The organism is Accumulibacter sp., assembly GCF_036625195.1.
Classification (GTDB): domain Bacteria; phylum Pseudomonadota; class Gammaproteobacteria; order Burkholderiales; family Rhodocyclaceae; genus Accumulibacter.
Genome location: NZ_JAZKUG010000001.1, coordinates 662582 through 684882, shown reverse-complemented (window position 1 = coordinate 684882; position 22301 = coordinate 662582). Strand labels below are relative to the sequence as shown.

26 protein-coding genes are annotated in these 22301 nt (G+C 64.1%); 12 read left to right on the top strand and 14 right to left on the bottom strand.

The genetic code is table 11. The features are described 5' to 3' along the window. A complete protein-coding gene (locus V5B60_RS03130; protein ID WP_332345572.1) occupies window positions 1-588 on the top strand; it encodes a TetR/AcrR family transcriptional regulator in 588 nt (195 codons plus the stop codon). Window positions 589-698: 110 nt separating this feature from the next. On the opposite strand, the gene V5B60_RS03125 is transcribed toward V5B60_RS03130, so the two are convergent. After that, window positions 699-1559: a sulfurtransferase gene (locus tag V5B60_RS03125; RefSeq protein ID WP_332345571.1), complete on the bottom strand. Its 861-nt coding sequence runs from the start codon at window positions 1557-1559 to the stop codon at window positions 699-701. Beyond that, the gene (locus V5B60_RS03120) at window positions 1556-1927 is read right to left on the bottom strand and encodes an STAS/SEC14 domain-containing protein (protein WP_332345570.1); all 372 of its coding nucleotides are present in this window, start codon (window positions 1925-1927) and stop codon (window positions 1556-1558) included. The genes V5B60_RS03125 and V5B60_RS03120 overlap by 4 nt, the downstream gene beginning before the upstream one ends. 144 nt (window positions 1928-2071) lie before the next feature. On the opposite strand from V5B60_RS03120, the gene xseB reads away from it, so the two are divergent. Genes xseB through folE2 form a run of 4 tightly spaced genes read left to right on the top strand, consistent with a single transcriptional unit; the run spans window position 2072 to window position 6057 of the window. Continuing rightward, on the top strand, window positions 2072-2359 hold the full coding sequence (xseB, locus tag V5B60_RS03115; RefSeq protein ID WP_332345569.1) for an exodeoxyribonuclease VII small subunit: 288 nt from the start codon (window positions 2072-2074) through the stop codon (window positions 2357-2359). Next, the gene (locus V5B60_RS03110) at window positions 2356-3279 is read left to right on the top strand and encodes a polyprenyl synthetase family protein (protein ID WP_434735301.1); all 924 of its coding nucleotides are present in this window, start codon (window positions 2356-2358) and stop codon (window positions 3277-3279) included. Before xseB ends, V5B60_RS03110 begins: the two co-directional genes overlap by 4 nt. 45 nt (window positions 3280-3324) lie before the next feature. Beyond that, entirely contained in the window at window positions 3325-5214 is a 1890-nt protein-coding gene (gene dxs, locus V5B60_RS03105; protein WP_332345568.1) for a 1-deoxy-D-xylulose-5-phosphate synthase, read from the top strand. A gap of 18 nt (window positions 5215-5232) precedes the next feature. Then, on the top strand, window positions 5233-6057 hold the full coding sequence (gene folE2, locus V5B60_RS03100; RefSeq protein WP_332345567.1) for a GTP cyclohydrolase FolE2: 825 nt from the start codon (window positions 5233-5235) through the stop codon (window positions 6055-6057). Window positions 6058-6146: 89 nt separating this feature from the next. Here folE2 and rplS read toward each other — a convergent pair whose 3' ends face one another. The 4 genes from rplS to rpsP are packed head-to-tail and all read right to left on the bottom strand — an operon-like array spanning window position 6147 to window position 8172. Further along, window positions 6147-6512 carry a 50S ribosomal protein L19 gene (rplS, locus tag V5B60_RS03095; protein WP_034935693.1) on the bottom strand — a complete coding sequence of 122 codons (366 nt, stop codon included), beginning with the start codon at window positions 6510-6512 and terminating at the stop codon, window positions 6147-6149. Between the two features lie 23 nt (window positions 6513-6535). Continuing rightward, window positions 6536-7303 (bottom strand): tRNA (guanosine(37)-N1)-methyltransferase TrmD, encoded by a 768-nt coding sequence (gene trmD / locus V5B60_RS03090; RefSeq protein WP_332345566.1) that lies wholly within the window; start codon window positions 7301-7303, stop codon window positions 6536-6538. Between the two features lie 35 nt (window positions 7304-7338). After that, window positions 7339-7914 carry a ribosome maturation factor RimM gene (gene rimM, locus V5B60_RS03085; protein ID WP_332345565.1) on the bottom strand — a complete coding sequence of 192 codons (576 nt, stop codon included), beginning with the start codon at window positions 7912-7914 and terminating at the stop codon, window positions 7339-7341. Window positions 7915-7917: 3 nt separating this feature from the next. Then, entirely contained in the window at window positions 7918-8172 is a 255-nt protein-coding gene (gene rpsP / locus V5B60_RS03080; protein ID WP_332345564.1) for a 30S ribosomal protein S16, read from the bottom strand. 332 nt (window positions 8173-8504) lie between these two features. On the opposite strand from rpsP, the gene V5B60_RS03075 reads away from it, so the two are divergent. Continuing rightward, window positions 8505-10028: a hypothetical protein gene (locus V5B60_RS03075; RefSeq protein WP_332345563.1), complete on the top strand. Its 1524-nt coding sequence runs from the start codon at window positions 8505-8507 to the stop codon at window positions 10026-10028. Here V5B60_RS03075 and V5B60_RS03070 read toward each other — a convergent pair. Next, window positions 10025-10867: a YihY family inner membrane protein gene (locus V5B60_RS03070; RefSeq protein WP_332345562.1), complete on the bottom strand. Its 843-nt coding sequence runs from the start codon at window positions 10865-10867 to the stop codon at window positions 10025-10027. The two genes, V5B60_RS03075 and V5B60_RS03070, sit on opposite strands and share 4 nt — an antisense overlap. A gap of 20 nt (window positions 10868-10887) precedes the next feature. Here V5B60_RS03070 and wrbA point away from each other — a divergent pair, with 20 nt between their 5' ends. Both wrbA and V5B60_RS03060 read left to right on the top strand, forming a co-directional pair. Further along, complete coding sequence (gene wrbA / locus V5B60_RS03065; protein WP_332345561.1) at window positions 10888-11484, top strand: NAD(P)H:quinone oxidoreductase; 597 nt, start codon at window positions 10888-10890, stop codon at window positions 11482-11484. Next, the gene (locus V5B60_RS03060) at window positions 11481-11825 is read left to right on the top strand and encodes a DUF2069 domain-containing protein (protein WP_332345560.1); all 345 of its coding nucleotides are present in this window, start codon (window positions 11481-11483) and stop codon (window positions 11823-11825) included. Before wrbA ends, V5B60_RS03060 begins: the two co-directional genes overlap by 4 nt. A gap of 51 nt (window positions 11826-11876) precedes the next feature. Here the strand turns inward: V5B60_RS03060 and V5B60_RS03055 are convergent, their stop codons facing one another. From V5B60_RS03055 to V5B60_RS03035, 5 genes are all read right to left on the bottom strand, one after another. Then, complete coding sequence (locus V5B60_RS03055; protein ID WP_332345559.1) at window positions 11877-13415, bottom strand: 2-isopropylmalate synthase; 1539 nt, start codon at window positions 13413-13415, stop codon at window positions 11877-11879. A gap of 280 nt (window positions 13416-13695) precedes the next feature. Further along, window positions 13696-14469: a CDP-diacylglycerol--serine O-phosphatidyltransferase gene (gene pssA / locus V5B60_RS03050; protein ID WP_332345558.1), complete on the bottom strand. Its 774-nt coding sequence runs from the start codon at window positions 14467-14469 to the stop codon at window positions 13696-13698. Window positions 14470-14661: 192 nt separating this feature from the next. Further along, window positions 14662-15678, bottom strand: a complete 1017-nt coding sequence (ilvC, locus tag V5B60_RS03045) for a ketol-acid reductoisomerase (protein WP_332345557.1) — start codon at window positions 15676-15678, stop codon at window positions 14662-14664. A 35-nt stretch (window positions 15679-15713) separates the two neighbouring features. Continuing rightward, window positions 15714-16205, bottom strand: a complete 492-nt coding sequence (gene ilvN, locus V5B60_RS03040) for an acetolactate synthase small subunit (RefSeq protein ID WP_034935674.1) — start codon at window positions 16203-16205, stop codon at window positions 15714-15716. Between the two features lie 11 nt (window positions 16206-16216). After that, complete coding sequence (locus V5B60_RS03035) at window positions 16217-17929, bottom strand: acetolactate synthase 3 catalytic subunit (RefSeq protein WP_332345556.1); 1713 nt, start codon at window positions 17927-17929, stop codon at window positions 16217-16219. 135 nt (window positions 17930-18064) lie between these two features. On the opposite strand from V5B60_RS03035, the gene V5B60_RS03030 reads away from it, so the two are divergent. From V5B60_RS03030 to V5B60_RS03015, 4 genes are read left to right on the top strand one after another with little or no spacing between them, the layout of a single operon-like run. Further along, entirely contained in the window at window positions 18065-18628 is a 564-nt protein-coding gene (locus V5B60_RS03030; protein ID WP_332350401.1) for an RNA polymerase sigma factor, read from the top strand. Next, a complete protein-coding gene (locus V5B60_RS03025) occupies window positions 18625-19002 on the top strand; it encodes a DUF3619 family protein (RefSeq protein ID WP_332345555.1) in 378 nt (125 codons plus the stop codon). Before V5B60_RS03030 ends, V5B60_RS03025 begins: the two co-directional genes overlap by 4 nt. Further along, the gene (locus V5B60_RS03020; RefSeq protein ID WP_332345554.1) at window positions 18975-19625 is read left to right on the top strand and encodes a DUF3106 domain-containing protein; all 651 of its coding nucleotides are present in this window, start codon (window positions 18975-18977) and stop codon (window positions 19623-19625) included. The genes V5B60_RS03025 and V5B60_RS03020 overlap by 28 nt, the downstream gene beginning before the upstream one ends. 4 nt (window positions 19626-19629) lie before the next feature. Then, window positions 19630-20055: an RDD family protein gene (locus tag V5B60_RS03015; RefSeq protein WP_332345553.1), complete on the top strand. Its 426-nt coding sequence runs from the start codon at window positions 19630-19632 to the stop codon at window positions 20053-20055. 16 nt (window positions 20056-20071) lie between these two features. Here the strand turns inward: V5B60_RS03015 and lptG are convergent, their stop codons facing one another. Both lptG and lptF read right to left on the bottom strand, forming a co-directional pair. Continuing rightward, window positions 20072-21160, bottom strand: coding sequence for an LPS export ABC transporter permease LptG (gene lptG / locus V5B60_RS03010; protein ID WP_332345552.1), 1089 nt, complete (start codon window positions 21158-21160; stop codon window positions 20072-20074). Next, entirely contained in the window at window positions 21157-22236 is a 1080-nt protein-coding gene (lptF, locus tag V5B60_RS03005; protein ID WP_332345551.1) for an LPS export ABC transporter permease LptF, read from the bottom strand. The genes lptG and lptF overlap by 4 nt, the downstream gene beginning before the upstream one ends. Window positions 22237-22301 lie beyond the last annotated feature (65 nt).

Here is a 22301-nt window from a genome sequence, read left to right as displayed (position 1 = left end):
ATGCCGGTCGGGCACCGAAGGGCGCGTGCGGCGCCCGAGATCAACCGCCGCGACGACCTGCTGCGCGCCGCGGCGCGCCTGTTCGTCGAGAAGGGCTTTGCCGCGACGACGACGCGCGACATCGCGCAGGCAGTCGGCATGCGCTCGGGCAGTCCGTTCTATCACTTCCGCAGCAAGCAGGATCTCCTCAAGGCGGCGATGATCGAAGGGCTGGAAGCGGGGCACCGGCGCCTGCAGGCCGCGATCGCAGGGGTCGACGATCCCGAGCGACGCCTGCGGCTGATGATCCGGATCCACTTCGGCAACCTCCTCGAGGGCGACTGCCATACGCCGATGCTGATTCACGAGTCCCGTTCGCTCGATGCCGCGGCGCGGGCCGAGATCGCCGCCGCCAGTGACCGTTACCAGGCGGCGTGGCAGGGCACGCTCGACGAACTGGCGGCGTGCGGCCGGTTGCGCAGTGCGGCGAGTCCGGTCCGGCTGCTGCTCTTCGGCATGCTCAACTGGAGCGGCCAGTGGTATCGGCCCGATGGCCCGCTGTCGCTGGACGAGATTGCCGACGCGGCCAGCGAGCTGCTGTTGCGCTGAAGGCGTCGCTCGCACTTCGCCGGCCGCAGCCGCTTGCGCTGCGGTCGACAGCAGGCGAGGTGGCGGCCACGTTTCCCGGGGAAGTGGCAGCGGCCGGCGAGTCCGGTGTGTCAGGCGGCGATCGTCGACGTCCGGCAGGCGATCGGTCGTGCCGGGTCGCTGCACCATTCGCTCCACGAACCTGCGTACAGGCGGGCGCCCGGGAGGCCGGCGAGCTCCATCGCCAGCAGGTTGTGACAGGCGGTCACTCCCGAGCCGCAGGACATCACCACATCGCGTGCGTCGAAGCCGGCGAGGATCTCCGTGAACTCGCGCCGCAGCTCGGCGGCTGGCCGAAAACGGCCGTCGGCATCAAGGTTGTCGCGAAAGAAGCGGTTGTCAGCGCCGGGTATGTGTCCGCCGAGCGTATCGAGGGTTTCGTTCTCGCCACGGAAGCGGTCGGGGCTGCGGGCATCGATCAGCCGGAATCTCTGGCTTGCGAGATTGGCCAGCACGTCGTCGGTGCTGACGACCCGGTCTTGCCGCTGGATCACGAAGGTCGCCGGTTGTCCCTTTGGCACTGCCGCAGACAGCGGTCGACCCTCGGCCAGCCAGGCGGCGATGCCACCATCGAGCACGGCGACGCGATCGTGGCCCAGCCAGCGCAACAACCACCACAGGCGAGCGGCGAAGGCGCCACCGGCATCGTCGTAGGCGACCACCTGCGTCCCGCACGAGACGCCGGCAGCACCGAGCCTGTCGGCAAGCTCTTGTGGGTCGGGCAGCGGATGGCGCCCGTTGCGGCCGTTCTTCGGGCCCGACAGGTCGTCGTCGAGATGGCAGAAGAACGCGCCCGGCAGATGCCCGGCGCGGTAAGCCTGTTGTCCGGCAGCCGGATCGCTGAGCAGGTGACGGCAGTCGAAAATGCGCCAGTCGGGATCCCCCAGGTGCGCGGCGAGAGCCGCGCAATCGACCAGCGTGCGGTGGCTCATACCGCTTCCCCTCCGGCCCCGGCATCCTCGGCCAGCCAGGCGCGCGCCTCGGTTTCCTCGGCGAAGATTCGCATCTCGGCGCGGACGAAGATCTGCGACAACCAGGCGCTCCAGGCGACCCACTGGCTGTCGGTCAGCACGGCAATGCGGCTGAAGTCGTTGGCATGGGCGCGGGCGAAGACGATGTCTTCCCAGGCGACGTCGAGGGTGAAGTCGGCCATCTCGCGCAGGTCGAAGAGCAGGTCGACCGGCCCTTCGAAGCGGATCGCGTCGTTCACGACACTCTCGAATTCCTTGTAGTCGGCCAGAGTGAACTCGGCGTACACGGTCACTTCGACGCGCTTGGGTTGATGCTCGATGACGATCATGTTCGGCTCCCTTCATGTGCAAGGCAAGTTTAGCACCTCTGTCGGGCGGCGAGTTCGCGGCCATGCCTGCCGAGCGACCCGTTTTTGATTTGACCGCAAGCCCAGTAATAGGCTATTTTCGCCCGTTTGATTCGAGCCTTGTCCATGTCCCGACCGAAACCCGAGCCTGCTGCCGGCACTGACAGCACCATCGTGCCGCCGACCGTCGTCGGCGAGATGAAGTTCGAGATGGCTCTGGCCGAACTGGAAGGCATCATCACCAGCATGGAGGGCGGCCGGCTGCCGCTTGCCGAATCGCTGGCCGCCTACCGGCGCGGCAGCGAACTGCTGCGGCACTGCCAGCAGCAGCTTGCCGATGCGGAGCGCGAGATCCTGATTCTCGAGAACGGAAGCCTGCGCGATTTCGCCGCCGGCAACGGGCGATCCGGATGAGTCCAATGGACACGGTGTCGGGCGCGGCGACGCGGCTTCTCTTTCCGGACTGGATGCGCGGCGTGCAGGGCCGCGTGGAAACGGCGCTCGCCCGCCAACTGCCAGCTGCCGAAGCGATCCCCGCCCGTCTGCACCAGGCGATGCGCTATGCCACTCTGAACGGTGGCAAGCGGGTGCGGCCCCTGCTGGTGTTCGCTGCGGGTGAACTGAGCGAGGCACCTCTGCCCCGACTGGAGGTCGCCGCCTGCGCCGTCGAGCTGATCCACAGCTATTCGCTGGTGCATGACGACATGCCGTGCATGGACGACGACGTGCTGCGCCGCGGTCGTCCGACCTGCCATGTCGAATACGACGAAGCGACCGCGCTGCTCGTCGGCGACAGCCTGCAGTCCCTGGCGTTCGAGATCCTGGCACGCGCCGATTTCGCTGATGGTCCGCGGCAGCTCGAGATGCTGGCCCTGCTCGCCCGAGCCAGTGGCTCATGCGGCATGGCGGGCGGACAGGCGATCGACCTCGCGGCCGTCGGCAGGACACTCGATCAGCCGGAACTCGAATTGATGCACGCGCTCAAGACGGGGGCGCTGATCCGTGCCGCGGTCCTGCTTGGCGGTCTTTGCGGGACGGCGCTCGGTGCCGACGAAAGGGATTCCCTCGACCGCTTTGCCAAGCGCGCCGGCCTGCTCTTCCAGGTCGTCGACGACATTCTCGACTGCACGGCCAGCACGGTGACGCTGGGCAAGACGGCCGGCAAGGATGCCGCTGCGGCGAAGCCCACCTACGTCAGCCTGATGGGGCTCGAGCGCGCACGCGAGTTCGCTGCCGATCTCGGGGGACAGGCCCTTGCGGCACTGAGTTCATTCGGTGAGCGCAGCCGGCGCCTGGTCGAGTTGACCGATTTCATCACCCAGCGGAAATTCTGACCCCGTCGTGTGCGGTCAGTCGCTGCAGCAGGACAAGACAAGCCAATGATGCGTTATCCCCTTCTCGACACGATCAGCGATCCGACGCAACTGCGCAAGCTCGATCGCCGGCACCTGCCGCAACTGGCCGACGAGTTGCGCACCTTCCTCGTCGAGTCGGTGGCCAGGACTGGCGGTCACCTGTCGTCGAATCTGGGCACGGTCGAACTGACGATCGCGCTGCACCACGTCTTCGATACGCCGCATGATCGCCTCGTGTGGGATGTCGGCCACCAGACCTACGCCCACAAGGTGCTCACCGGGCGACGTGCGGGCATGGCGAGGCTGCGCATGCAGGGCGGCGTCTCGGGCTTCCCGAAGCGCAGCGAGAGTCCTTACGACACCTTTGGTGTCGGTCATTCGTCGACTTCGATCTCGGCCGCGCTCGGCATGGCGCTCGCCGCCAAGACCAAGGGTGAGGCGCGCAAAGTGGTGGCGATCATCGGCGACGGGGCGATGTCGGCCGGCCAGGCTTTCGAGGCGCTGAACAATGCCGGCGTTGCCGACGCCGACATGCTCGTCATCCTCAACGACAATGACATGTCGATCTCGCCGGCTGTGGGAGCCCTCAACCGCTACCTGGCACGCCTTTTTTCCGGCAGCAGCTTCAACGCCGCGCGCAAGGCAGGGGAAAAAATCCTCGATTTCTCGCCGTCACTGCGTGAGTTCGCCAAGCGCGCCGAAGAGCACGTCAAGGGAATGCTGACACCGGGCACGCTGTTCGAGGAGATGGGCTTCAACTATATCGGGCCGATCGACGGCCACGACCTGGAGTCGCTGATCCCGACGCTGCTCAACCTGAAAAACCTGAAAGGGCCGCAGTTCCTGCACGTGATCACCAAGAAGGGACAGGGTTACAAGCTGGCCGAGGTGGATCCTGTGCTCTATCACGGGGTCTCGAAGTTCCAGCCCGACGTCGGCATTGCCGGCGGATCAGGCGGTGGCAAGCCGAGCTATACGCAGGTTTTCGGCGACTGGTTGTGCGACATGGCGGCGGCCGACTCGCGGCTCGTCGGCATCACCCCCGCGATGCGCGAAGGTTCCGGGTTGCTGCGCTTCAGCGAGAGCTTTCCCGAGCGCTACTACGACGTGGGCATCGCCGAGCAACATGCCGTCACCTTTGCTGCCGGTCTGGCCTGCGAAGGACTGCGGCCGGTTCTGGCGATCTACTCGACCTTCCTGCAGCGGGCCTATGATCAGTTGCTGCACGACGTCGCGCTGCAGAACCTGCCGGTGGTCTTTGCGCTTGATCGTGGCGGTCTGGTTGGCGCCGACGGCCCGACCCACCACGGTGCCTTCGACCTCTCGTATCTAAGCTGCATTCCCAATCTGCTGCTGATGACACCGTCGGACGAGGACGAGTGCCGCAAGATGCTGACCACCGCCTTCGGCCACGATGGACCGGCGGCGGTGCGTTATCCGCGCGGCGGCGGTCCGGGCGTCGCGATCGACCCGCAGCTGGTCGGCCTGCCGGTCGGCAAGGGGGAGATCCGCCGCCAGGGCCGGGATGTGGCCCTGTTGGCCTTCGGCAGCATGCTGACACCGGCGCTGGCGGCAGCGGCCGAGCTCGGCGCAACGGTGGCCAACATGCGCTTCGTCAAGCCGATCGATCGCGAGCTGATCCTGTCGCTGGCGGCGGAACATTCGCTGCTCGTCAGCGTCGAAGAGAATGCCGTCATCGGCGGGGCAGGCGCCGAGGTCGCGCGCGTGCTCGAGGAGGCCCGTAGCCTTGCCCGACTGTTGCGGCTGGGCATTCCCGATCGCTTCATCGAGCATGGCGACCAGGCGCTGCTGCTCGCTGACGTCGGGCTGGACCGGGCGGGCATCGTGCATGCGGTTCAGGCCTGTCGATCGGCGGCGGATGCGGGTACGGCGCCAGGCGCAAACCCGGAATGACCATTACCAGGAGCTGCAATGAACGCCCCCGAAACCCCGCGCAGTCCGGCCGCCATGGCCGATGTCCAGGGCTCCGCCGATACGCGGCGGATTGCCATCAACAAGGTGGGCATCAAGGCCATGCGGCATCCTGTGCGGGTGCTGGACAAGTCTGGCGGCATCCAGCACACGATCGCGCTCTTCAACATGTACGTCGGGTTGCCGCACAATTTCAAGGGCACCCACATGTCACGCTTCGTCGAAATTCTCAACGGCCATGAACGCGAGATCTCGGTGGAGAACTTCCCGGCGATGTTGCGCGAGATGGTCGATCGGCTGGAGGCCGAGACCGGCCACATCGAGATGAGTTTTCCCTACTTCATCAACAAGGCGGCACCGGTTTCCGGGGTGCAGAGCCTGATGGATTACGATGTCACCCTCACCGGCGAAATCTGCCACGGGCGGATCGAGTCGACGATCCGGGTGGCGGTCCCGGTCACCAGCCTGTGCCCGTGTTCGAAGCAGATCTCGGAACGCGGCGCGCACAACCAGCGCTCGCAGGTGACGGTGACGGTGCGCATCAACGAGCATCTGTGGATCGAGGAACTGGTCGAGATCGTCGAAGCGCAGGCATCCTGCGAGTTGTATGGGTTGCTCAAGCGGCCGGATGAGAAGTATGTCACCGAGCGTGCCTACGACAACCCGAAGTTCGTCGAAGACATGGTGCGAGACGTTGCCGCGCGGCTCGGCGTTGAAGCCCGGATCGATGCCTTCATCGTCGAGTCGGAGAATTTCGAGTCGATCCACAACCACTCGGCGTACGCGCTGATCGAGCGGGACAGGCGGCTGGCCGGCAATTCCTGAGAGCTTGTACAGTCGTCGCGGGAACAAGAAAAAGGGGGCGAAGTCCGCAGACTTCGCCCCCTTTTTTCGTATCGCCGCGCGCCAGCCGTTCAGCGCTGCTTGCGCACGAGTTTTTCCTTGATCCGCGCCGACTTGCCCGAGCGCTGGCGCAGGTAGTAGAGCTTGGCACGGCGGACGTCGCCGCGGCGCTTGACCTCGATTGACGCGACCAGCGGCGAATAGGTCTGGAAAGTACGTTCGACACCCTCGCCCGAGGACACCTTGCGGACGATGAAACTGGAATTGAGGCCGCGGTTGCGCTTGGCGATGACGACGCCTTCGTAGGCCTGCAGACGCTCGCGCGCGCCCTCCTTGACCTTGACCTGGACGACGACCGTGTCGCCCGGAGCGAACTCCGGAATGACCTTGCCCAGACGGGCGATTTCTTCTTGCTCAAGTTGCTCGATCAGATTCATTTATTGAACTCCATGGATGATTGTCAGCTCTTGTTATCCTGATCGCATTGCTCCTGAAACTTCACCAGGAGTTGCGTTTCCAGCTTCGACAGCGGGCGGCCCGCCAACAACTCGGGTCGCCGCTGCCAAGTCCGACCCAGCGCCTGTTGCAGGCGCCAGCGCCGAATCTCTTCGTGATGTCCGGACAACAGCACGTCCGGCACCCGCCACCCGCCGTGTTCCTCCGGTCGCGTATAGTGCGGGCAATCCAGAAGGCCCGCAACGAAAGAATCCTGCTGCGCGGACTCGGCGTCGTTGAGTACGCCCGGCAGTTGCCTGAGCACGGCGTCGAGCAGCGCCATCGCCGGGATCTCGCCACCGGAGAGGACGAAATCCCCGATCGACACCTCCTCATCGACATGGCCGTCGATCACACGCTGGTCGATTCCCTCGTAACGTCCACAGACGAGAACCAGTGCCTCCGCGGCCTGCGCCAGGCGCACCACTCGCGCATGGGTCAACAGCGGCCCCTGCGGCGACAGGCAGACGACGCGACTGCGGTCGGCGCCGAGCGCCCGTTGTCGCGCTTTCGCTGCCGCGATGGCCGCTGCCAGCGGCGGCAGCATCATGACCATCCCCGGTCCGCCGCCGTAGGGACGATCATCGACCGTACGATGCCTGTCGGCCGTGAAATCACGAGGATTCCACAGGTGCAGCTGCCAGCGGCCGGTTGCCAGTGCCCGTCGAGTGACACCCGCGCCAGTGAGCGCGGAAAACATTTCCGGAAACAGCGTCACGACATCGGTCACCAAGGGCCGCAGGTCCGACGCCGCGTCCGCTGCGCCGCTTACCAATCCGCTTCCCAGTCGACCGTCATGTGACCACCAGCCAGGTCCACTTCGAGGACCACTGCCGCGACGAAGGGCAGCAGTCTCTCGACACCGGTTCCATCGGCCACCTGGAGCACTGCGTTCGCCGGCGTCTCGATCAGGCCGACGATGCGGCCGAGTGACTGATTCCGGATATTGCCCACCGCCAGACCCAGCAGATCGGCCCAATAGTACTCGTCCTCGGCAGTCGGTGGCAGTGCCGAGCGCGGCGCACCGACGAGAACGCCCCTGAGCGCCTCGGCCGCATTGCGGTCGACAACGCCTTCGAGCTGAGCCGTCAGCCGGCCGTTGCGAAACGAACATCCGATCAGCTTCCGTTGTTGCCAGCGCGCGGCCGCATCGCCCTCGCTGCCGAGCCACCAGTGCGCCAAGGTCGACCACTTGTGAGGGTCGTCGGCGAAGGGGTGTACATGCACCCCGCCCTTTACTCCGCTGGCCGCGCCGATCCTGCCGAGAACGACCATTTCCTGCGGCGTCGGCCGGCCATCCGCCACGACGGCAGCGCCACCGGGCGGCTGCGCCTGTGCCGACAATGCCTAGGCCGCTACCTTGGCGGCGGCCTGCTTGAGCAGGCGGGTGACGGTCGGCGAAGCCTGCGCACCTTGCTGCTGCCAGTAGCTCAGGCGATCGACCGCGACGTGCAGGCCCTGCTCCTTCTCCGTCGCGAGCGGATTGTAGAAGCCGATGCGCTCGATGAAACGACCATCGCGACGGGACCGTGAATCGGTTACGACCATGTTGTAGAACGGGCGTTTCTTGGCGCCACCACGGGCAAGACGAATAACGACCATGTGACTCTCTTCCAGAGCAGAAAAAAGCGCGAATTATAACAACAAAGGGCCTTCCGGGCGTGCGCGATCGGTAGCTCATCGCGGTTTCAGCATCGGCCCGCGGCTTTTTGAGGGGCCTCCTGCCCCGCCTGAGCCATCCTTCGGAGAGGTGGGCAACACACTTCCCTGTTTCCTGGCAGTATATAATCAAAGCCAGAGGCAGTTCAGGGCACGCAATGGCGACGGGCTGGGGCGTGCCATTCCCCTTTCCGGCAGTTGCTTCGTTCCGTCGGGCAGCGAACGCCGCTGCAGCTGCCCGCGCCGTGATGCAAACCTCCTTCGCAGGTGGCCTGATGACCGAGACCCCTTCTACCGCTACGGGCAAGGATCGCGGAGCCGCTCCGGAATCCGGAATACGGTCGATCCTGCAATGGCTGGCGCTGCCGCTTGCGCCGCACCCCGTCGAGGAGTTGCCGTCGCTGCGCTCACACCTGATAGCCCTGCGCGACGTCGGGGGGTCGGCGGAACAGCGCGCTCTTGCGCTGGATGGCCTGTATCGACGAAGCAGCACGGTGATCGACGGCCTACTCCCGGCGCTGAGCATCGACTTGGTGTTGCCGGTGCCGCGGAAGGAGCGACGCATCGTTCGCAGTGTCCTCGACCTGTTGCAGATGCTCGCCGACGAAGCGCTGGCCTTGTTCGAGAGGGGGCCGCCGCCGAAGAACGCAGACCCATCCCGGGCACCCGACCTGGCGCTGTGGCGCAGCGTGGATGCAGTCGCCAGGCAACTCATGATCAGCGACCTGATCGCTTCGCCGGCACGTGCCGGCGCCTGGCAGCAACTTCACCAGACCTATGCCACCGCGCAGCGGTCGCGGTTGCATACGGTACGCCCCGAAGGCGCGCCGCGCAGCCTGCAGGAGGTCTACCACGCGGCCGTACTCCTCGGGTGTGCCCAGCCGGCTTCGCTGACGCCGCGCGAAGTGCTGTTCCTCGCCAGCTATTTCGAACGCTTCTGCCACCACATCGAGGCGGTTCCGAACGGTTCCCTGCGAGCACCCGGCGTTTTCTGGATCGACCCGGCGCGTGACGCGCCAGCGGTTTCCTCACTGCGCAAACCGCTGCAGGCGGATTCGCCGGGCAGCGGGTTTTCGAGTTCCGCCCTCTGTCTGTTGCTCAGGGCGCAGATCGATCAACTCGAGGGTGGTGCGCTGCCGCAGGACCTGAACCTGCCGGATTTTGCGGGCACGGCTGCCGGCCGGGGAGTGCTGCAAAGACTCTCGGCGCGGTGGGGCGATGCTGGCCGACGCCGCTTCCATCGCCGGCGGCAGAACCATCGCACCCTCCTCGCTGCCGGTATCGATGGATTGTGGCACCTGTCCCGCAAGGGGGAAGGGGTTAACGTCGATCTGTCGACCTGGATGATCACCAATGAAAGTCCCGAGGGTTATGCCGTGATGCATGTCTCCGGCAAGCCCGGGGCGCTGACGGTAGGCGACGTGGTGACGGTGCGTACCGCGCTCGATCCCAACTGGCAGATTTGCCTGGTGCGCTGGGCGATCTCGGAAAACCCCGAGCACCTCGAACTCGGACTGCAGGTTCTGGCGCCGAAGGCCGTACCGGCGACTCTGGCGCTGCCGGGCGGGAACGGCGGCACGGATCTGCAACGGGTGCTGATCCTGCCGGAGATTCCCAAGCTGCGCTCACGGCAAGCGTTGATCGTCGCTGCCGGCGTCGTTCCCAGGGAGAGCAGGAAGCTGTTGCTCCTGATCGAGGGCCAGAATCTCATCGTGCGCGAGGTCAACCGGACTTGTGTCGACGAAGAGACGGGCAGCATCGAGATCCTTTCGATCGAGCCGGACCAGAATCCGCATTAGGGCGGCGCGTCTTTCGCGCAACGAGCCCTGAACTCTGGCAGAGTGGCAGCCACCAGTGCGCCCAGCAGGACGACCGCCCAGGACAGGTAGAGCCAGAGCAGGAACACCGGCACCGTCGCAAAGGCGCCATAGACCGCGGTGTACGATGGAAAGCTGGCGAGGTAGAGCTCAAACCCCTGCTGCAGGATGAGGAAGCCGATCGTCGCGACGATGCCCGCGCAGGCAGCGTCGCGCGCCGCGACGCGGGTATTCGGCAAGGCATGGTAGAGTCCGCCAAGGAAGAGTCCGGCGATCATCAGGCCGAGCGCCCTGAACAGCAGTCGTCCCAGCCACCCGGGTTCATGCAGCAGGCCGAGGGAGACCGTCACGGCATAAGAGGTTGCCAGCAGGACGCCACCGATGACCAGTGGCCAGAGGACGATCAGGCCTGAATAGAGGCGGGCGCGCCGCCACCAGGAGCGTGTTTCGCGTACCAGCCAGACGTGGTTGAAGGCGCGTTCGATGGTCAGCAGCAGCATCGCTGCCGTCGCCACCAGCACCAATGAACCGACGGCAGTGACCTTGATCGCTTGCCGGGAGAACTGCAGGACGTGTTCGATGATCATCCCGGCACTGCGCTCGGGCAGGAAGCTGCGTGCCAGGAAGAGTTCGAGCTGCTCGACCATGCTGGGAAAGAACGGCACTGCGGCGACGATGCTGAGGACTACGGCGACCAGCGGCACCAGCGACAGCAGGGTCGTGAAGGCGAGACTGGCACTGATTTGGTCGAAGTTCTCTTCGACGAAGCGACGCGCGATGCGTCCCAGAAAGCGGCGCCAAGGGAAGCGTGAGAAGAACATGAGGTGGATATAATAAGCCGATGTCGGAGATTCTCGTCCTTTACTACAGTCATCGGGGTTCCGTACGGGCCTTGGCACAGCAGATCGCGCGCGGCGTCGAGTCCGTCGCCGGCGTCACGGCTCGCTTGCGGACGGTGCCGCGGGTCGCCACCGTGTGTACCGTCGGCGAACCGGGGATCCCGCCCGTTGGGGCGCCGTACGCCGATGCCGCCGATCTCGACGAGTGCATCGGCCTTGCGCTCGGCAGTCCCACCCGTTTCGGCAACATGGCGGCGCCGATGAAGTACTTCTGGGACAGCACCGCGGCGCATTGGTCGGCCGGCGTCCTGGCCGGCAAGCCTGCATGCGTCTTCACCTCGACCGCCAGTGCGCACGGCGGTCAGGAGAGTACGCTGCTGTCGATGATGCTGCCTCTGTTCCACCACGGCATGCTGCTGCTTGGCCTGCCCTACAGCGAAAGTGCGCTCTCGGTCACCCGCAGCGGTGGTACGCCGTATGGCGCCAGCCATGTGGCTGGTCCGGAAGGGAGCCCGACACTCTCCGACGAAGAGCGGCAGCTCGCCTTTGCGCAAGGACGCAGACTGGCATCGATCGCCCTGCAACTGCGTCCGCGATGATCCGTGTCTTCTATCTGGGTGCTTGTGGCAGCCTGATTGCGCTGATCTTCCTCTGCTTGGCGTGGGAGTTGCGCCTGGCGCCGGTAGTACCCGGAGGTACTTGGCTGGCGCTGAAGTGCTTGCCTTTGCTGGCGCCGCTTTTTGGCATTCTCAACGGACGGCGCTACACGTACCAGTGGGCGTCGATGCTGATCCTGTTGTACCTCACCGAAGGCATCGTGCGGGCAACCACCGAGCACGGTGCGGCACAACTGCTGGCCATCACCGAAATCTTCCTGGCGTCGATCTTCTTCTGTTCCTGTGTCGGCTACGCTCGCCGCACGCGCCCGTCCGCGCTCTGAAAGCAGTCGCTCCAGCTGGGCGGCCGCCGCGCGCAGCGGGCGAGGCTCTGCTCAGACGTCGCCCTGCGGGTCCAGCCGATCGGGAAACTGCAGTTTGTTCAAGGCGTTGAGATAGGCTCGTGCGGAAGCGATGACGATGTCCGTATCGGCACCGTTGCCGTTGACGATTCTCCCCTGCCGCGCCAGGCGAACCGTGACTTCGCCCTGTGCGTCGGTCCCGGTGGTGATCGCGTTGACCGAGTAGAGCAGCAACTGTGCGCCACTGGCGGCGATCGACTCGATTGCCTTGAACGTTGCATCGACCGGGCCGCTGCCGATGCCTGCAGCCTTCCGCTCGACCCCGCCCACGGTCAGAGTGACGTCGGCTGCCGGCGTTTCACCGGTTTCCGAGCAGACGCGCGAGTAGACCAGCTTGAAGTGCTCACCTGGCGGCGTCATTTCATCATCGGAGACCAGCGCCTGCAGGTCCTCGTCAAAAATCTCGTGCTTCTTGTCCGCCAGTTCCTTGAAGCGGCCAAAGGCGGCGTTGAGCGCCTCCTCGCTTTCGAGCACGATGCCGAGTGCCGACAGGCGGGACTTGAAAGCGTTGCGTCCCGAATGCTTGCCGAGCACCAGCTTGTTCTGAGCCCAGCCAACATCCTCGGCCCGCATGATTTCGTAGGTCTCTCGATGCTTGAGGACTCCGTCCTGATGGATGCCCGATTCATGGGCAAAGGCGTTGGCGCCGACCACCGCCTTGTTCGGCTGCACCGGGTAGCCGGTGATCTGCGACACCAGCTTCGAAGCGGGAACGATCTGTGTCGTATCGATGCGAGTCTGTACCGGAAACAGGTCGCTGCGCGTGCGGACGGCCATCACGACTTCCTCGAGTGAGGCGTTGCCCGCGCGCTCGCCGAGACCGTTGATCGTGCACTCGACCTGCCTTGCCCCGGCGAGTACCGCCGCCAGTGAGTTGGCGACCGCCATGCCAAGATCGTTGTGGCAGTGCGTGGACCAGACGACGCGCCCAGCTCCCGGGACCCGCGCAATCACGGTACGCATCAACTCGCCCCAGACCGTGGGAACGCTGTAGCCGACGGTGTCGGGCACGTTGATCGTGCTGGCACCAGCCTCGATGACCGCCGCGAAGACGCGGCAAAGGAAGTCGACTTCGGAGCGCACTGCGTCTTCGGCCGAGAACTCTACGTCATCGGTGTACTCGCGTGCCCAGTGCACGGCTCTTACGGCTGCTTCGACCACCTGATCCGGCGTCATGCGCAGCTTCTTCTCCATGTGGATCGGACTGGTGGCGATAAAGGTGTGGATGCGACCGCGTGCCGCCGGGGCGATGGCCTCGCCGGCACGACGAATGTCGTTCTCGCTCGAGCGGGCCAGGGAGCAGACCGTCGAGCTCTTGATGACGCGAGCAATGTTCTGGATCGCTGCGAAGTCTCCCGGGGAGGCTGCCGCGAACCCCGCCTCGATCACGTCGACCTGCATGCGCTCCAGTTGCCGAGCAACGCGCAGTTTTTCTTCCTTGGTCATCGAAGCGCCGGGGCTCTGTTCGCCGTCCCGCAACGTGGTGTCGAAGATTACCAGATGCTCTTTCATGTCCTGACTCCGCATGGAACGATGGGACCGCCAGCGTCGTTGCCCGAGCCGGGCAAGGGCTTGCGGTACGCAAATAGGGGGATGGCTTTCGTGGCGTGTGTCGCGCTGCAGCGCCCGTCGCAACAGTCAGGCACCGATCAGGATGTGGCAGGACCCTTGATTGGGCTGAGGTATGCGCTGGACTATAAACAGTTTCGAATCGCCGTGTCAATGAGGCTGCCAGCGGCACTCCGCATGCCACTGCACTTGCTCGCTGTGGTCAGGGAGCCGTGGTTCGAACTCAGACGCGAGGCGGTAGCTGTGGTTGCGTTCTGCGTCTGCATCGTTGCAGCAGCGCCACGATGTAGCCGGACACGGAGTAGGCGACGAAGAGGCCGAACACGGCGACTGGCGTATCGTACGACAGGACGGCAAAGCCCAGGGCGATACCGACGACGAAGATGAAAGGGACGCTGCGCCGCAGGTTGATGTCCTTGAAGCTGTAGAAACGCAGATTCGAGACCATGGAAATGCCGGCAAAGACCACCAGCCCGCAGGCCAGCCAGCGGACTTCGGCAGCGGCGACGCTCTTGTCGATCATCACCCAGAAGAAACCGGTGACCAGAGCCGCTGCAGCCGGGCTGGGCAGGCCTTGGAAGTACCGTCTGTCGACCACCTCCAGGCTGGTGTTGAAACGTGCCAGGCGCAACGCTGCACCAACGCAGTAGACGAATGCGGCAATCCAGCCGAGGCGGCCCATGTCCTTCAGGGCCCAAGCATAGATGACGAGTGCTGGCGCGACGCCAAAGGAGACCATGTCGGAGAGCGAGTCGTACTCGGCCCCGAAAGCGCTCTGAGTTCGCGTCATCCGCGCCACCCGCCCATCGATGCCGTCCAGGATCATCGCCACGAAGATTGCCACTGCGGCCCGCTCGAAGCTGCCGGTCATTGCCTGCACGATGGCGAAGAAGCCGCAGAACAGGGCGGCTGTGGTGAACAGGTTGGGCAGGACGTAGATGCCTCGACGCCGCAACTCGGGGTTGAAGAGTGTCTTGCGAGGCTTGATTTCTGGCATTGCTCTGTCAGGCTGGAGTCAGACGCGGAAGCCGCTGCCGGGAGCTTGCTGGGCAGGTTGCCGGTGGCCACCGGTGCCGTGTCGGTAGACCGTCGGCGGGCAGGTGTGCGGTGAGGTGCATCGAAGACCCGGCGCGGCGGCAGGGGTCGTGCTCTGGTGCCAGACCGGGCCTGCCGCCGCGCCAGGGAGCAATCAGTTCTTGCTCTGGTCGACCAGACGATTCTTCTTGATCCAGGGCATCATGTCGCGCAGCTTGGCGCCGACGACCTCGATCTCGTGCTGCGCCGTCAGCCTGCGACGGGCGGTCATCGAGGGATAGTTGGTACGTCCTTCAAGGATGAACATCTTGGCGTAGTCACCGTTCTGGATCCGCCGCAAGGCGGACCGCATCGCTGTGCGTGAGGTCTCGTTGATCACCTCAGGACCGGTGACGTACTCGCCATACTCGGCATTGTTCGAGATCGAGTAGTTCATGTTGGCGATCCCCCCCTCGTACATCAGGTCGACGATCAGCTTCAATTCGTGCAGGCACTCGAAATACGCCATCTCGGGCGCGTAACCGGCCTCGACCAGGGTCTCGAAACCCATCTTGACCAGTTCCACCGCGCCACCGCAGAGCACGGTCTGTTCGCCGAAGAGGTCGGTCTCGGTTTCCTCGCGGAAGTTGGTCTCGATCACACCGCCCTTGGTACCTCCATTGGCGGCAGCATAGGAGAGGGCGATGTCGCGCGCCTTGCCTGAACGATCCTGGTGCACGGCGATCAGCGACGGCACGCCACCACCCTTGAGGTACTCCGAACGTACGGTGTGTCCCGGGCCCTTTGGCGCAACCATGATCACGTCGAGGTCGTCGCGTGGCACCACCTGGTTGTAATGGATGTTGAAACCATGCGCAAAAGCCAGGGCGGCACCCTTCTTCATGTTCGGCGCCACATCGGCGTTGTAGACCTGCGGAATGCTCTCGTCGGGCAGCAGAATCATCACCACGTCCGCACTGCGGACCGCTCTGGCGACCTCCTCCACCTTCAATCCAGCCGCCTCGGCCTTGCTCCACGAAGCACCGTCCTTGCGCAGCCCGACCGTGACCTTGACTCCGGAGTCATTGAGATTCTGCGCGTGTGCGTGGCCCTGCGAGCCATAGCCGACGATGGTGACCTTCTTGCCCTTGATCAGTGAAAGGTCGGCATCCTTGTCGTAGAAGACTTTCATTTGATTTCCTCTGCTTGCTGTTGTCGGTGGTCTGCTCAGACCTTGAGAATGCGTTCGCCGCGACCGATGCCACATACGCCGGTGCGGACCGTCTCGAGAATGAGTCCGGCGTCGATCGCCTGGATGAACGAGTCGAGCTTTGAGCCGCTGGCGGTCAGTTCGATGACATAGGTCGATTCGGTCACGTCGATGATGTGGCCGCGGAAGATGTCGGCCAAGCGCTTCAGCTCCTCGCGGTCCTTGCCGGTGGCGCGCACCTTGATCAGCATCAACTCACGCTCGATGTGCGCCGCCTCCGAGAGGTCGACGACCTTGATGACGTCGATCAGCTTGTTCAGCTGCTTGGTGATCTGCTCGATCACCGCATCGGTGCCGGTGGTGACGATCGTCAGGCGGGAGAGCGAGACGTCTTCTGTCGGTGCCACCGTCAGCGTTTCGATGTTGTACGCACGGGCGGAAAAGAGGCCGGCGACGCGTGACAGGGCACCTGCTTCGTTCTCGAGCAGGATCGAGATGATGTGTCGCATCTTGCTTCCCCCTACAGGTCTTCGGTGAGGATCATGTCCGCCAGACCCTTGCCGGCGGCGACCATCGGGAACACGTTTGCCTTCTGATCGGTGATGAAGTCAATGAACACGAGATCGTCCTTGTGGTCGATGAACGCCTTGCGCAGCGCCGGCTCGACATCCTCCGGCCGCTCGACGCGGATGCCGACGTGACCGTAGGCCTCGGCGAGCTTGACGAAGTCCGGAAGCGAATCCATGTACGACTCCGAGTAGCGGCTGCCGTAGAACATCTCCTGCCACTGCCGGACCATGCCGAGATAGCGGTTGTTGAGGTTGACGATCTTGATGGGCAGGCGGAACTGCTTAGCCGTCGACAGCTCCTGGATGCACATCTGGATCGAACCCTCGCCGGTGACGCAGACCACCGGCATCTCCGGGTGCTGCAGGGCGGCACCCATGGCGTACGGCAGGCCGACCCCCATCGTTCCGAGGCCGCCTGAATTGATCCAGCGGCGGGGCTCATCGAACTTGTAGTACTGCGCTGCCCACATCTGGTGCTGACCGACGTCAGAGGTGACGATGGCCTTGCCGGCGGTCACCTCATACAGCTTCTCGATGACGTACTGCGGCATGATGACGTTCTTCTTCCTGGCGTACTTCATGCACTGCTTGGCGCGCCAGGCGGCGATCTCCTTCCACCACGCGGCCAGAGCCTGCGCGTCCGGTGCGGCGTTCCCCGCGCTGAGCAGGCGGAGCATCTCCTCGAGCACGTCGGGGACATTGCCGACGATCGGGATGTCGACCTTGACCCGTTTCGAGATCGACGAGGGGTCGATGTCGACATGGATGATCTTGCGCGGGATCGACGCGAAGTTGTCGGGATTGCCGATCACCCGGTCGTCGAAGCGGGCACCGATGGCGAGCAGCACGTCGCAGTGTTGCATCGCAAGGTTGGCCTCGACCGTACCGTGCATGCCCGGCATGCCGAGGAACTGTGGGTCGGTCGCCGGAAACGCGCCGAGCCCCATCAGGGTATTGGTGATCGGAAAGCCGAGGCGGCGGGTCAGGCGGGTCAGTTGCTCGGCGCCATTCGCCAGAATGACCCCGCCTCCGGTATAGATCATCGGTCGCCGGGCTTCGAGCAACAGGTGTACGGCCTTCCTGATCTGGCCCAGATGACCCTTGACCACCGGGTTGTACGAGCGCATCTGGATGGCTTCCGGATATTCGAATTTGCACTTGGCGGCGGTGACGTCCTTGGGGATGTCGACGACGACCGGACCGGGGCGACCGCTGTTGGCGATGTAGAAGGCCTTCTTCAGCGTCAGCGCGAGCTTGTGTACGTCGTTGACCAGAAAGTTGTGCTTGACGCAGGGCCGCGTGATGCCGACGGTATCGCACTCCTGGAAGGCGTCCTGGCCGATGTAGTCGTTCGGCACCTGCCCCGAGATGACGACGACCGGGATCGAATCCATGTAGGCTGTAGCGATCCCGGTCACGGCATTGGTCGCACCCGGGCCGGAGGTGACGAGCGCGACGCCGACCCTGTTCGACGAGCGTGCCAAGCCGTCGGCAGCGTGTACGGCAGCTTGCTCGTGGCGGACGAGAACGTGCTTCACCTGATCCTGCTTGAAGAGCGCATCATAAATGTGCAGCACGGCGCCACCGGGATAGCCGAAAACGTACTCGACCTTTTCTTCCTGCAGGCACCTGATTACAATCTCAGCACCGGTCATCATCGTCATTGCCGTCGCCCCAGCAAGCAAGTTACGTTAAAAAAATCAGCAACGTTAAAGCTTTGGCTTCGATTGGTCAAGGCGTTCACGACGACCAGCGACTGCGGTAGCCACTTCCAAATTGAAAATGCAAGGATTTTCGCTCTGGCCAGCCAACGCGAACTGTCGGATTTCCTGACTGCCGTCGAACGTCGTGCATTCAAGCAGGCCATGTTCGCCGTGCACAACCAAGAGTCGGCGCTCGACATCGTCCAGGACGCGATGATGAAGCTCGCCGAGAAGTACGGTGACCGCCCCGCCGAAGAACTGCCGATGCTGTTCCAGCGCATCCTGCAAAACACCATCCGGGACTACTATCGGCGCAGCCGGGTGCGCTCGCTGTGGACGACGCTGCTGTCGGCGCTGTCGCCGAACGATGATGAGGACCACGATCCACTCGAAACCTTTGGCAGCGAATCGGGGTCCTATAGTCCGCAGCTGCCCGAGGAGCAGCTCGAGCAAACGCAAGTCCTTGCCATCATTGAGAAAGAGATCGCCTCCTTGCCAACGCGTCAACGCGAAGCCTTCCTGCTGCGTTACTGGGAAGACATGGACGTCGCCACGACGGCAGCCGCCATGGGCTGCTCTGAGGGCAGCGTCAAGACGCATTGCTCGCGTGCCAATCACACGCTGGCAGCAGCACTGAAGGCAAAAGGAATCACGCTATGAACGAACAGCATTTCGCCTACAAACTCAGGCAGCACCTGAACCGTGGCTTGCACGAGTTGCCGGGGGACACGCGCTCGCGCCTGGAAGCCGGACGGCGGCTCGCGCTGGCGAGGCAGAAAGTGGCCGTTCGGCATGGCGCGCTGGCTGGGGTCGCCGGCTTTCTGCAGCAGCAGGCAGACCATTTACGTCTCAGGCAGGTGGCGCTTGTCCTTTTTGTGGTGCTGGGGATCGGTACCTACACGGTCTGGCATGCCGAGCAGAGCATTTCCGAGCTCGAGGTCATTGATAGCGCGCTGCTCTCGGACGAACTGCCGGTCGCTGCCTTCACCGACAAGGGCTTTGCTGCATGGCTGAAAAGCTCGGCGCAGCAATAGCAGTCCTGGCAAGTCTCCTGCTGGTGCTGCCGGTCGGGGCCGAGGTGTCCGGGCCGTCGGCAATCATCACTCCGGCGCAACCGCAGTGGACCGAACTGACCGTCGAGCAGAAGATCGTCCTCGCGCCGTTGAGTGACGACTGGGATAGCCTGGAGTCCAATCGCCAGAAGAAGTGGCTCGGCATCGCGCGGCGTTTTGCCAGCATGACGCCTGCTGAGCAGAAACGCATCCAGACGCAGATGCAGGAGTGGGGCAAGCTGACTCCGGCACAGCGCGCCTTGGCGCGCGAGAACTTTCTCAGCGCCAGTCAGTTGCCGGCCGAGAAGAAGGAACAGTTGCGGCAGAAATGGGAAGAGTACTCGAGCCTGCCGGAAGAGGAGAAGGAGCGGTTGAAGAAACAGGCCGCAAGCAGGCCGCTGCCGAAGCCCGGGCACGCCCCTCTGAGCACGACCCCGCCAGCTGCCCCACGCGAGACCCAGTCCGGCTTGGCGACCGGCAGGGCATCGAAGGATGGCACGGACGGAGTCGCTGCCCTGCCGTCGTCGGCGCCCGGCAACGCCACGGTGCCGGCGGCCGAAGCGGTCCCGGCCCCTGGCGCTGGCGCTGGAGATTCGGGGCGCTGACGGCGTGCCGCTCGCACGGCCCGTCGCCAGCCCCGGGATTGCCCGCCGGCTCGCCAGCATGTGTTACGAGTCGCTGCTCGTGCTGGCCGTGCTTGCCGTCCTTTTCGTCTTGCCGCACCTCATGCTTGGTGTCTTTGCGCAGCGCATGGCCTCCCCGGCGATCATCCAGGTGCATTGCTTTCTTGTCCTGCTGGTCTATTTCGTCTGGTTCTGGTTGCATGGTGGGCAGACACTCGCGATGAAGACGTGGCGCATCCGCCTGGTGAGTTCCGATGGTCTACCCCTTCGGCCGGGGCAGGCGCTGTTGCGTTACCTTCTCAGCTGGCCAAGCGTCGTGCTTGGCGGAGCCGGTCTCGCCTGGGCCCTTCTCGACCGCGACGGGCAGTTTCTGCACGATCGCCTTGCCGGGACCCGCCTCATTCTTGCCTGAAGCGCGACTGCTCCCCTCAGCGCCGTTCAACCCACCAGATCATCAGCCCCGCCGCCAGCAGGAACAGGGCCGACGGAGCCGCTGCACTCAGCAGAGGTGGCCAACCATGGATTGCTCCAAGGTTCGACGACAGGCCGTTGAGCGTGTGAAAGAGGACTCCGATCATGACCCCGACGAAGATCTGCAAGCCGATTCCCGATGCGCGGTGATGGCCGGTGGAGAACGGCAGGGCCAGGGCAACCATGACCAGACCAGCGAGCGGGTAGACGATCTTCTTCCAGAACGCGATGTCGTAGCGGTTGGTTCGCTGGCGATTGTCGGACAGGTGCCTCGTATACGCCGACAGATGACGCAGCGACATGCGGTCGGGTGGAAGCATGAGCACAGCAAGCATTTCGGGATTCAGCGCCGAGCGCCACGACAATTCAGCCAGCTTCTCGACTTTGGCGCTGTCCTTCTGCAGCACGGTATGGGCTACGTCAGTCAAGCGCCAGCCGTCGGCCGCTGTGAATTCCCCTGCGCCTGCCTCGGTCACGCTGCGCAGCTTGCCGTGTTCGTCAAACTGGAAGATCCGGATGCCGCGCAGACTCCTGTCGGAGAGGAGGAGGCGGATGTTGATGAAGTTCCTTTCGTCTTTGACCCATAGCCCGGAACGCAGATTGCGCACGCTGCGCAGTTCCTGCATCGTGCGCCCACGTTCCTTCAGCCGCAACTGGCTGGCGGCATGCTCCGCCGGTGGTGCGACGTACTCGCCGATCAGGAAGGTGAGGACGGCAAACGCAGCAGCGATCTGGCACAGGCAGACGAGCAGCCGGCCGGTCGATAGACCGGAGGCACGCAAGACAGTGATTTCGGAGTGCCGCGACAGGTTGGCCAGCGCATACAGGGTGCCAATCAGGATGGCCAGGGGCATCAGTTCATAGGCCCGCCCGGAGAGACGCAGCAGGACATAGACAAAGGCATGTTGAATCCTGTAGCCACCTTGGCCGAGACTGCCCACCTCGCCGAGCAGATCGAAAAAGGCGAAGAGTGCCAGGAAGGCGAGCAGGACGAGCAGGACCGCGATGACTACTTCGCGCGCGAGGTAGCGCTGATAGACCTTCATCGCGCCAGCCGCAAAAAGGAGGATACGGCAATCCGTCGGTAGAAGAGCACGGGCAGGAGACACAGCATCAGCAGATGAATGCCGAGCAGGGCGACGGAGAAGGAGAGCTTGCCGCGCGCCACCCATTCCTGACCGATGGTCACCAGATTGTTGTAGAACAGATAGGCCAGAATCGCCAGCAGCATGTTGGCCGAGCGACCGGCGCGCGGATTGACGAAGGAGAGCGGAATCGACAGCAGCGCCAGGATCAGCGCCGAAATCGGCAGGCTGAGGCGGCCGAGCAGTTCGCTTCGATGTTGCCGCGAGTCGTTCGCCGCCAGTTCCACAGTGCCCATGCTGCGGGGCGTCTGGACCACACCGCGCGCCTCCTTGGTTTCCAGGCGAACCGCATAGCGTGCGAACTCGATCTGACTGATCTCGGCGCTCCCCGGCGCGAACTCGTAGCGGCGACCTTCCTGAAGGACGATGAAGCGATCGCCGTTGGCGGCAATCTCCTGGTATCCCGTGCCGGCGGTGGTGATGCCGAGGTGGTCGGGACGCGTGTCACTGACGAAGACGTTGCGCACGTGGCTGGTGTCATCGGCGACTTCTTCGACAAACACCACGCGGTTGCCCGTCGATGATTCCTGAAAGGTGCCAGGTGCCACCTGACCGGCGTCCCGGCGCGTGCTGAGCTTGTTGCGGAACTCGATGCTTTCGGACACGGCCCAGGGCGACAGGAAGAAGGCCAGTGCGGCGATGGTCGCCACCAACGGCGCGGCGAAGTCGATGACGGGGCGGATCCATGCTGTCAGCGGTAGACCACAGGAAAACCAGACGACCATCTCGGAGTCGCGGTAAGCCCGGGAGAGACTCAGGAGAATGGCGACGAACAGCGACAGAGACAGCAGGTGCGGCAGGTAGTTGAGTGCGGCAAAGCCAAGCAGTGCTGCCACGGCGTCCGCTTCGACCTTGCCCTGGACAGCCTCGTTGAGCAGGCGGATCAACTGCGTTGTCAGCATGATCGCGAACAGAGCCGTGAAGATACCTGCCGCCGTCTGCGCAAACTCGCGCCGCACCGCCCGCTGAAAGATCATTCTTTGACTTTGCTGAAATACTGCAGTGATAATCGATGCTTTTCTGAACCAGCACGCGCTTGACG

Bases quoted from the DNA above. Each gene is read 5' to 3' on its own strand.
- V5B60_RS03075 (WP_332345563.1), top strand. From the start codon at position 8,505: ATGACCGAGACCCCTTCTACCGCTACGGGCAAGGATCGCGGAGCCGCT.
- folE2 (WP_332345567.1), top strand. From the start codon at position 5,233: ATGAACGCCCCCGAAACCCCGCGCAGTCCGGCCGCCATGGCCGATGTC.
- V5B60_RS03130 (WP_332345572.1), top strand. From the start codon at position 1: ATGCCGGTCGGGCACCGAAGGGCGCGTGCGGCGCCCGAGATCAACCGC.
- V5B60_RS03035 (WP_332345556.1), bottom strand. From the start codon at position 17,929: ATGACGATGATGACCGGTGCTGAGATTGTAATCAGGTGCCTGCAGGAA.
- ilvN (WP_034935674.1), bottom strand. From the start codon at position 16,205: ATGCGACACATCATCTCGATCCTGCTCGAGAACGAAGCAGGTGCCCTG.
- lptF (WP_332345551.1), bottom strand. From the start codon at position 22,236: ATGATCTTTCAGCGGGCGGTGCGGCGCGAGTTTGCGCAGACGGCGGCA.
- rpsP (WP_332345564.1), bottom strand. From the start codon at position 8,172: ATGGTCGTTATTCGTCTTGCCCGTGGTGGCGCCAAGAAACGCCCGTTC.
- V5B60_RS03060 (WP_332345560.1), top strand. From the start codon at position 11,481: ATGATCCGTGTCTTCTATCTGGGTGCTTGTGGCAGCCTGATTGCGCTG.
- V5B60_RS03055 (WP_332345559.1), bottom strand. From the start codon at position 13,415: ATGAAAGAGCATCTGGTAATCTTCGACACCACGTTGCGGGACGGCGAA.
- V5B60_RS03070 (WP_332345562.1), bottom strand. From the start codon at position 10,867: ATGTTCTTCTCACGCTTCCCTTGGCGCCGCTTTCTGGGACGCATCGCG.
- V5B60_RS03125 (WP_332345571.1), bottom strand. From the start codon at position 1,559: ATGAGCCACCGCACGCTGGTCGATTGCGCGGCTCTCGCCGCGCACCTG.
- xseB (WP_332345569.1), top strand. From the start codon at position 2,072: ATGTCCCGACCGAAACCCGAGCCTGCTGCCGGCACTGACAGCACCATC.
- V5B60_RS03120 (WP_332345570.1), bottom strand. From the start codon at position 1,927: ATGATCGTCATCGAGCATCAACCCAAGCGCGTCGAAGTGACCGTGTAC.
- ilvC (WP_332345557.1), bottom strand. From the start codon at position 15,678: ATGAAAGTCTTCTACGACAAGGATGCCGACCTTTCACTGATCAAGGGC.
- V5B60_RS03020 (WP_332345554.1), top strand. From the start codon at position 18,975: ATGGCTGAAAAGCTCGGCGCAGCAATAGCAGTCCTGGCAAGTCTCCTG.
- V5B60_RS03110 (WP_434735301.1), top strand. From the start codon at position 2,356: ATGAGTCCAATGGACACGGTGTCGGGCGCGGCGACGCGGCTTCTCTTT.
- pssA (WP_332345558.1), bottom strand. From the start codon at position 14,469: ATGCCAGAAATCAAGCCTCGCAAGACACTCTTCAACCCCGAGTTGCGG.
- rplS (WP_034935693.1), bottom strand. From the start codon at position 6,512: ATGAATCTGATCGAGCAACTTGAGCAAGAAGAAATCGCCCGTCTGGGC.
- lptG (WP_332345552.1), bottom strand. From the start codon at position 21,160: ATGAAGGTCTATCAGCGCTACCTCGCGCGCGAAGTAGTCATCGCGGTC.
- wrbA (WP_332345561.1), top strand. From the start codon at position 10,888: ATGTCGGAGATTCTCGTCCTTTACTACAGTCATCGGGGTTCCGTACGG.
- dxs (WP_332345568.1), top strand. From the start codon at position 3,325: ATGATGCGTTATCCCCTTCTCGACACGATCAGCGATCCGACGCAACTG.
- V5B60_RS03025 (WP_332345555.1), top strand. From the start codon at position 18,625: ATGAACGAACAGCATTTCGCCTACAAACTCAGGCAGCACCTGAACCGT.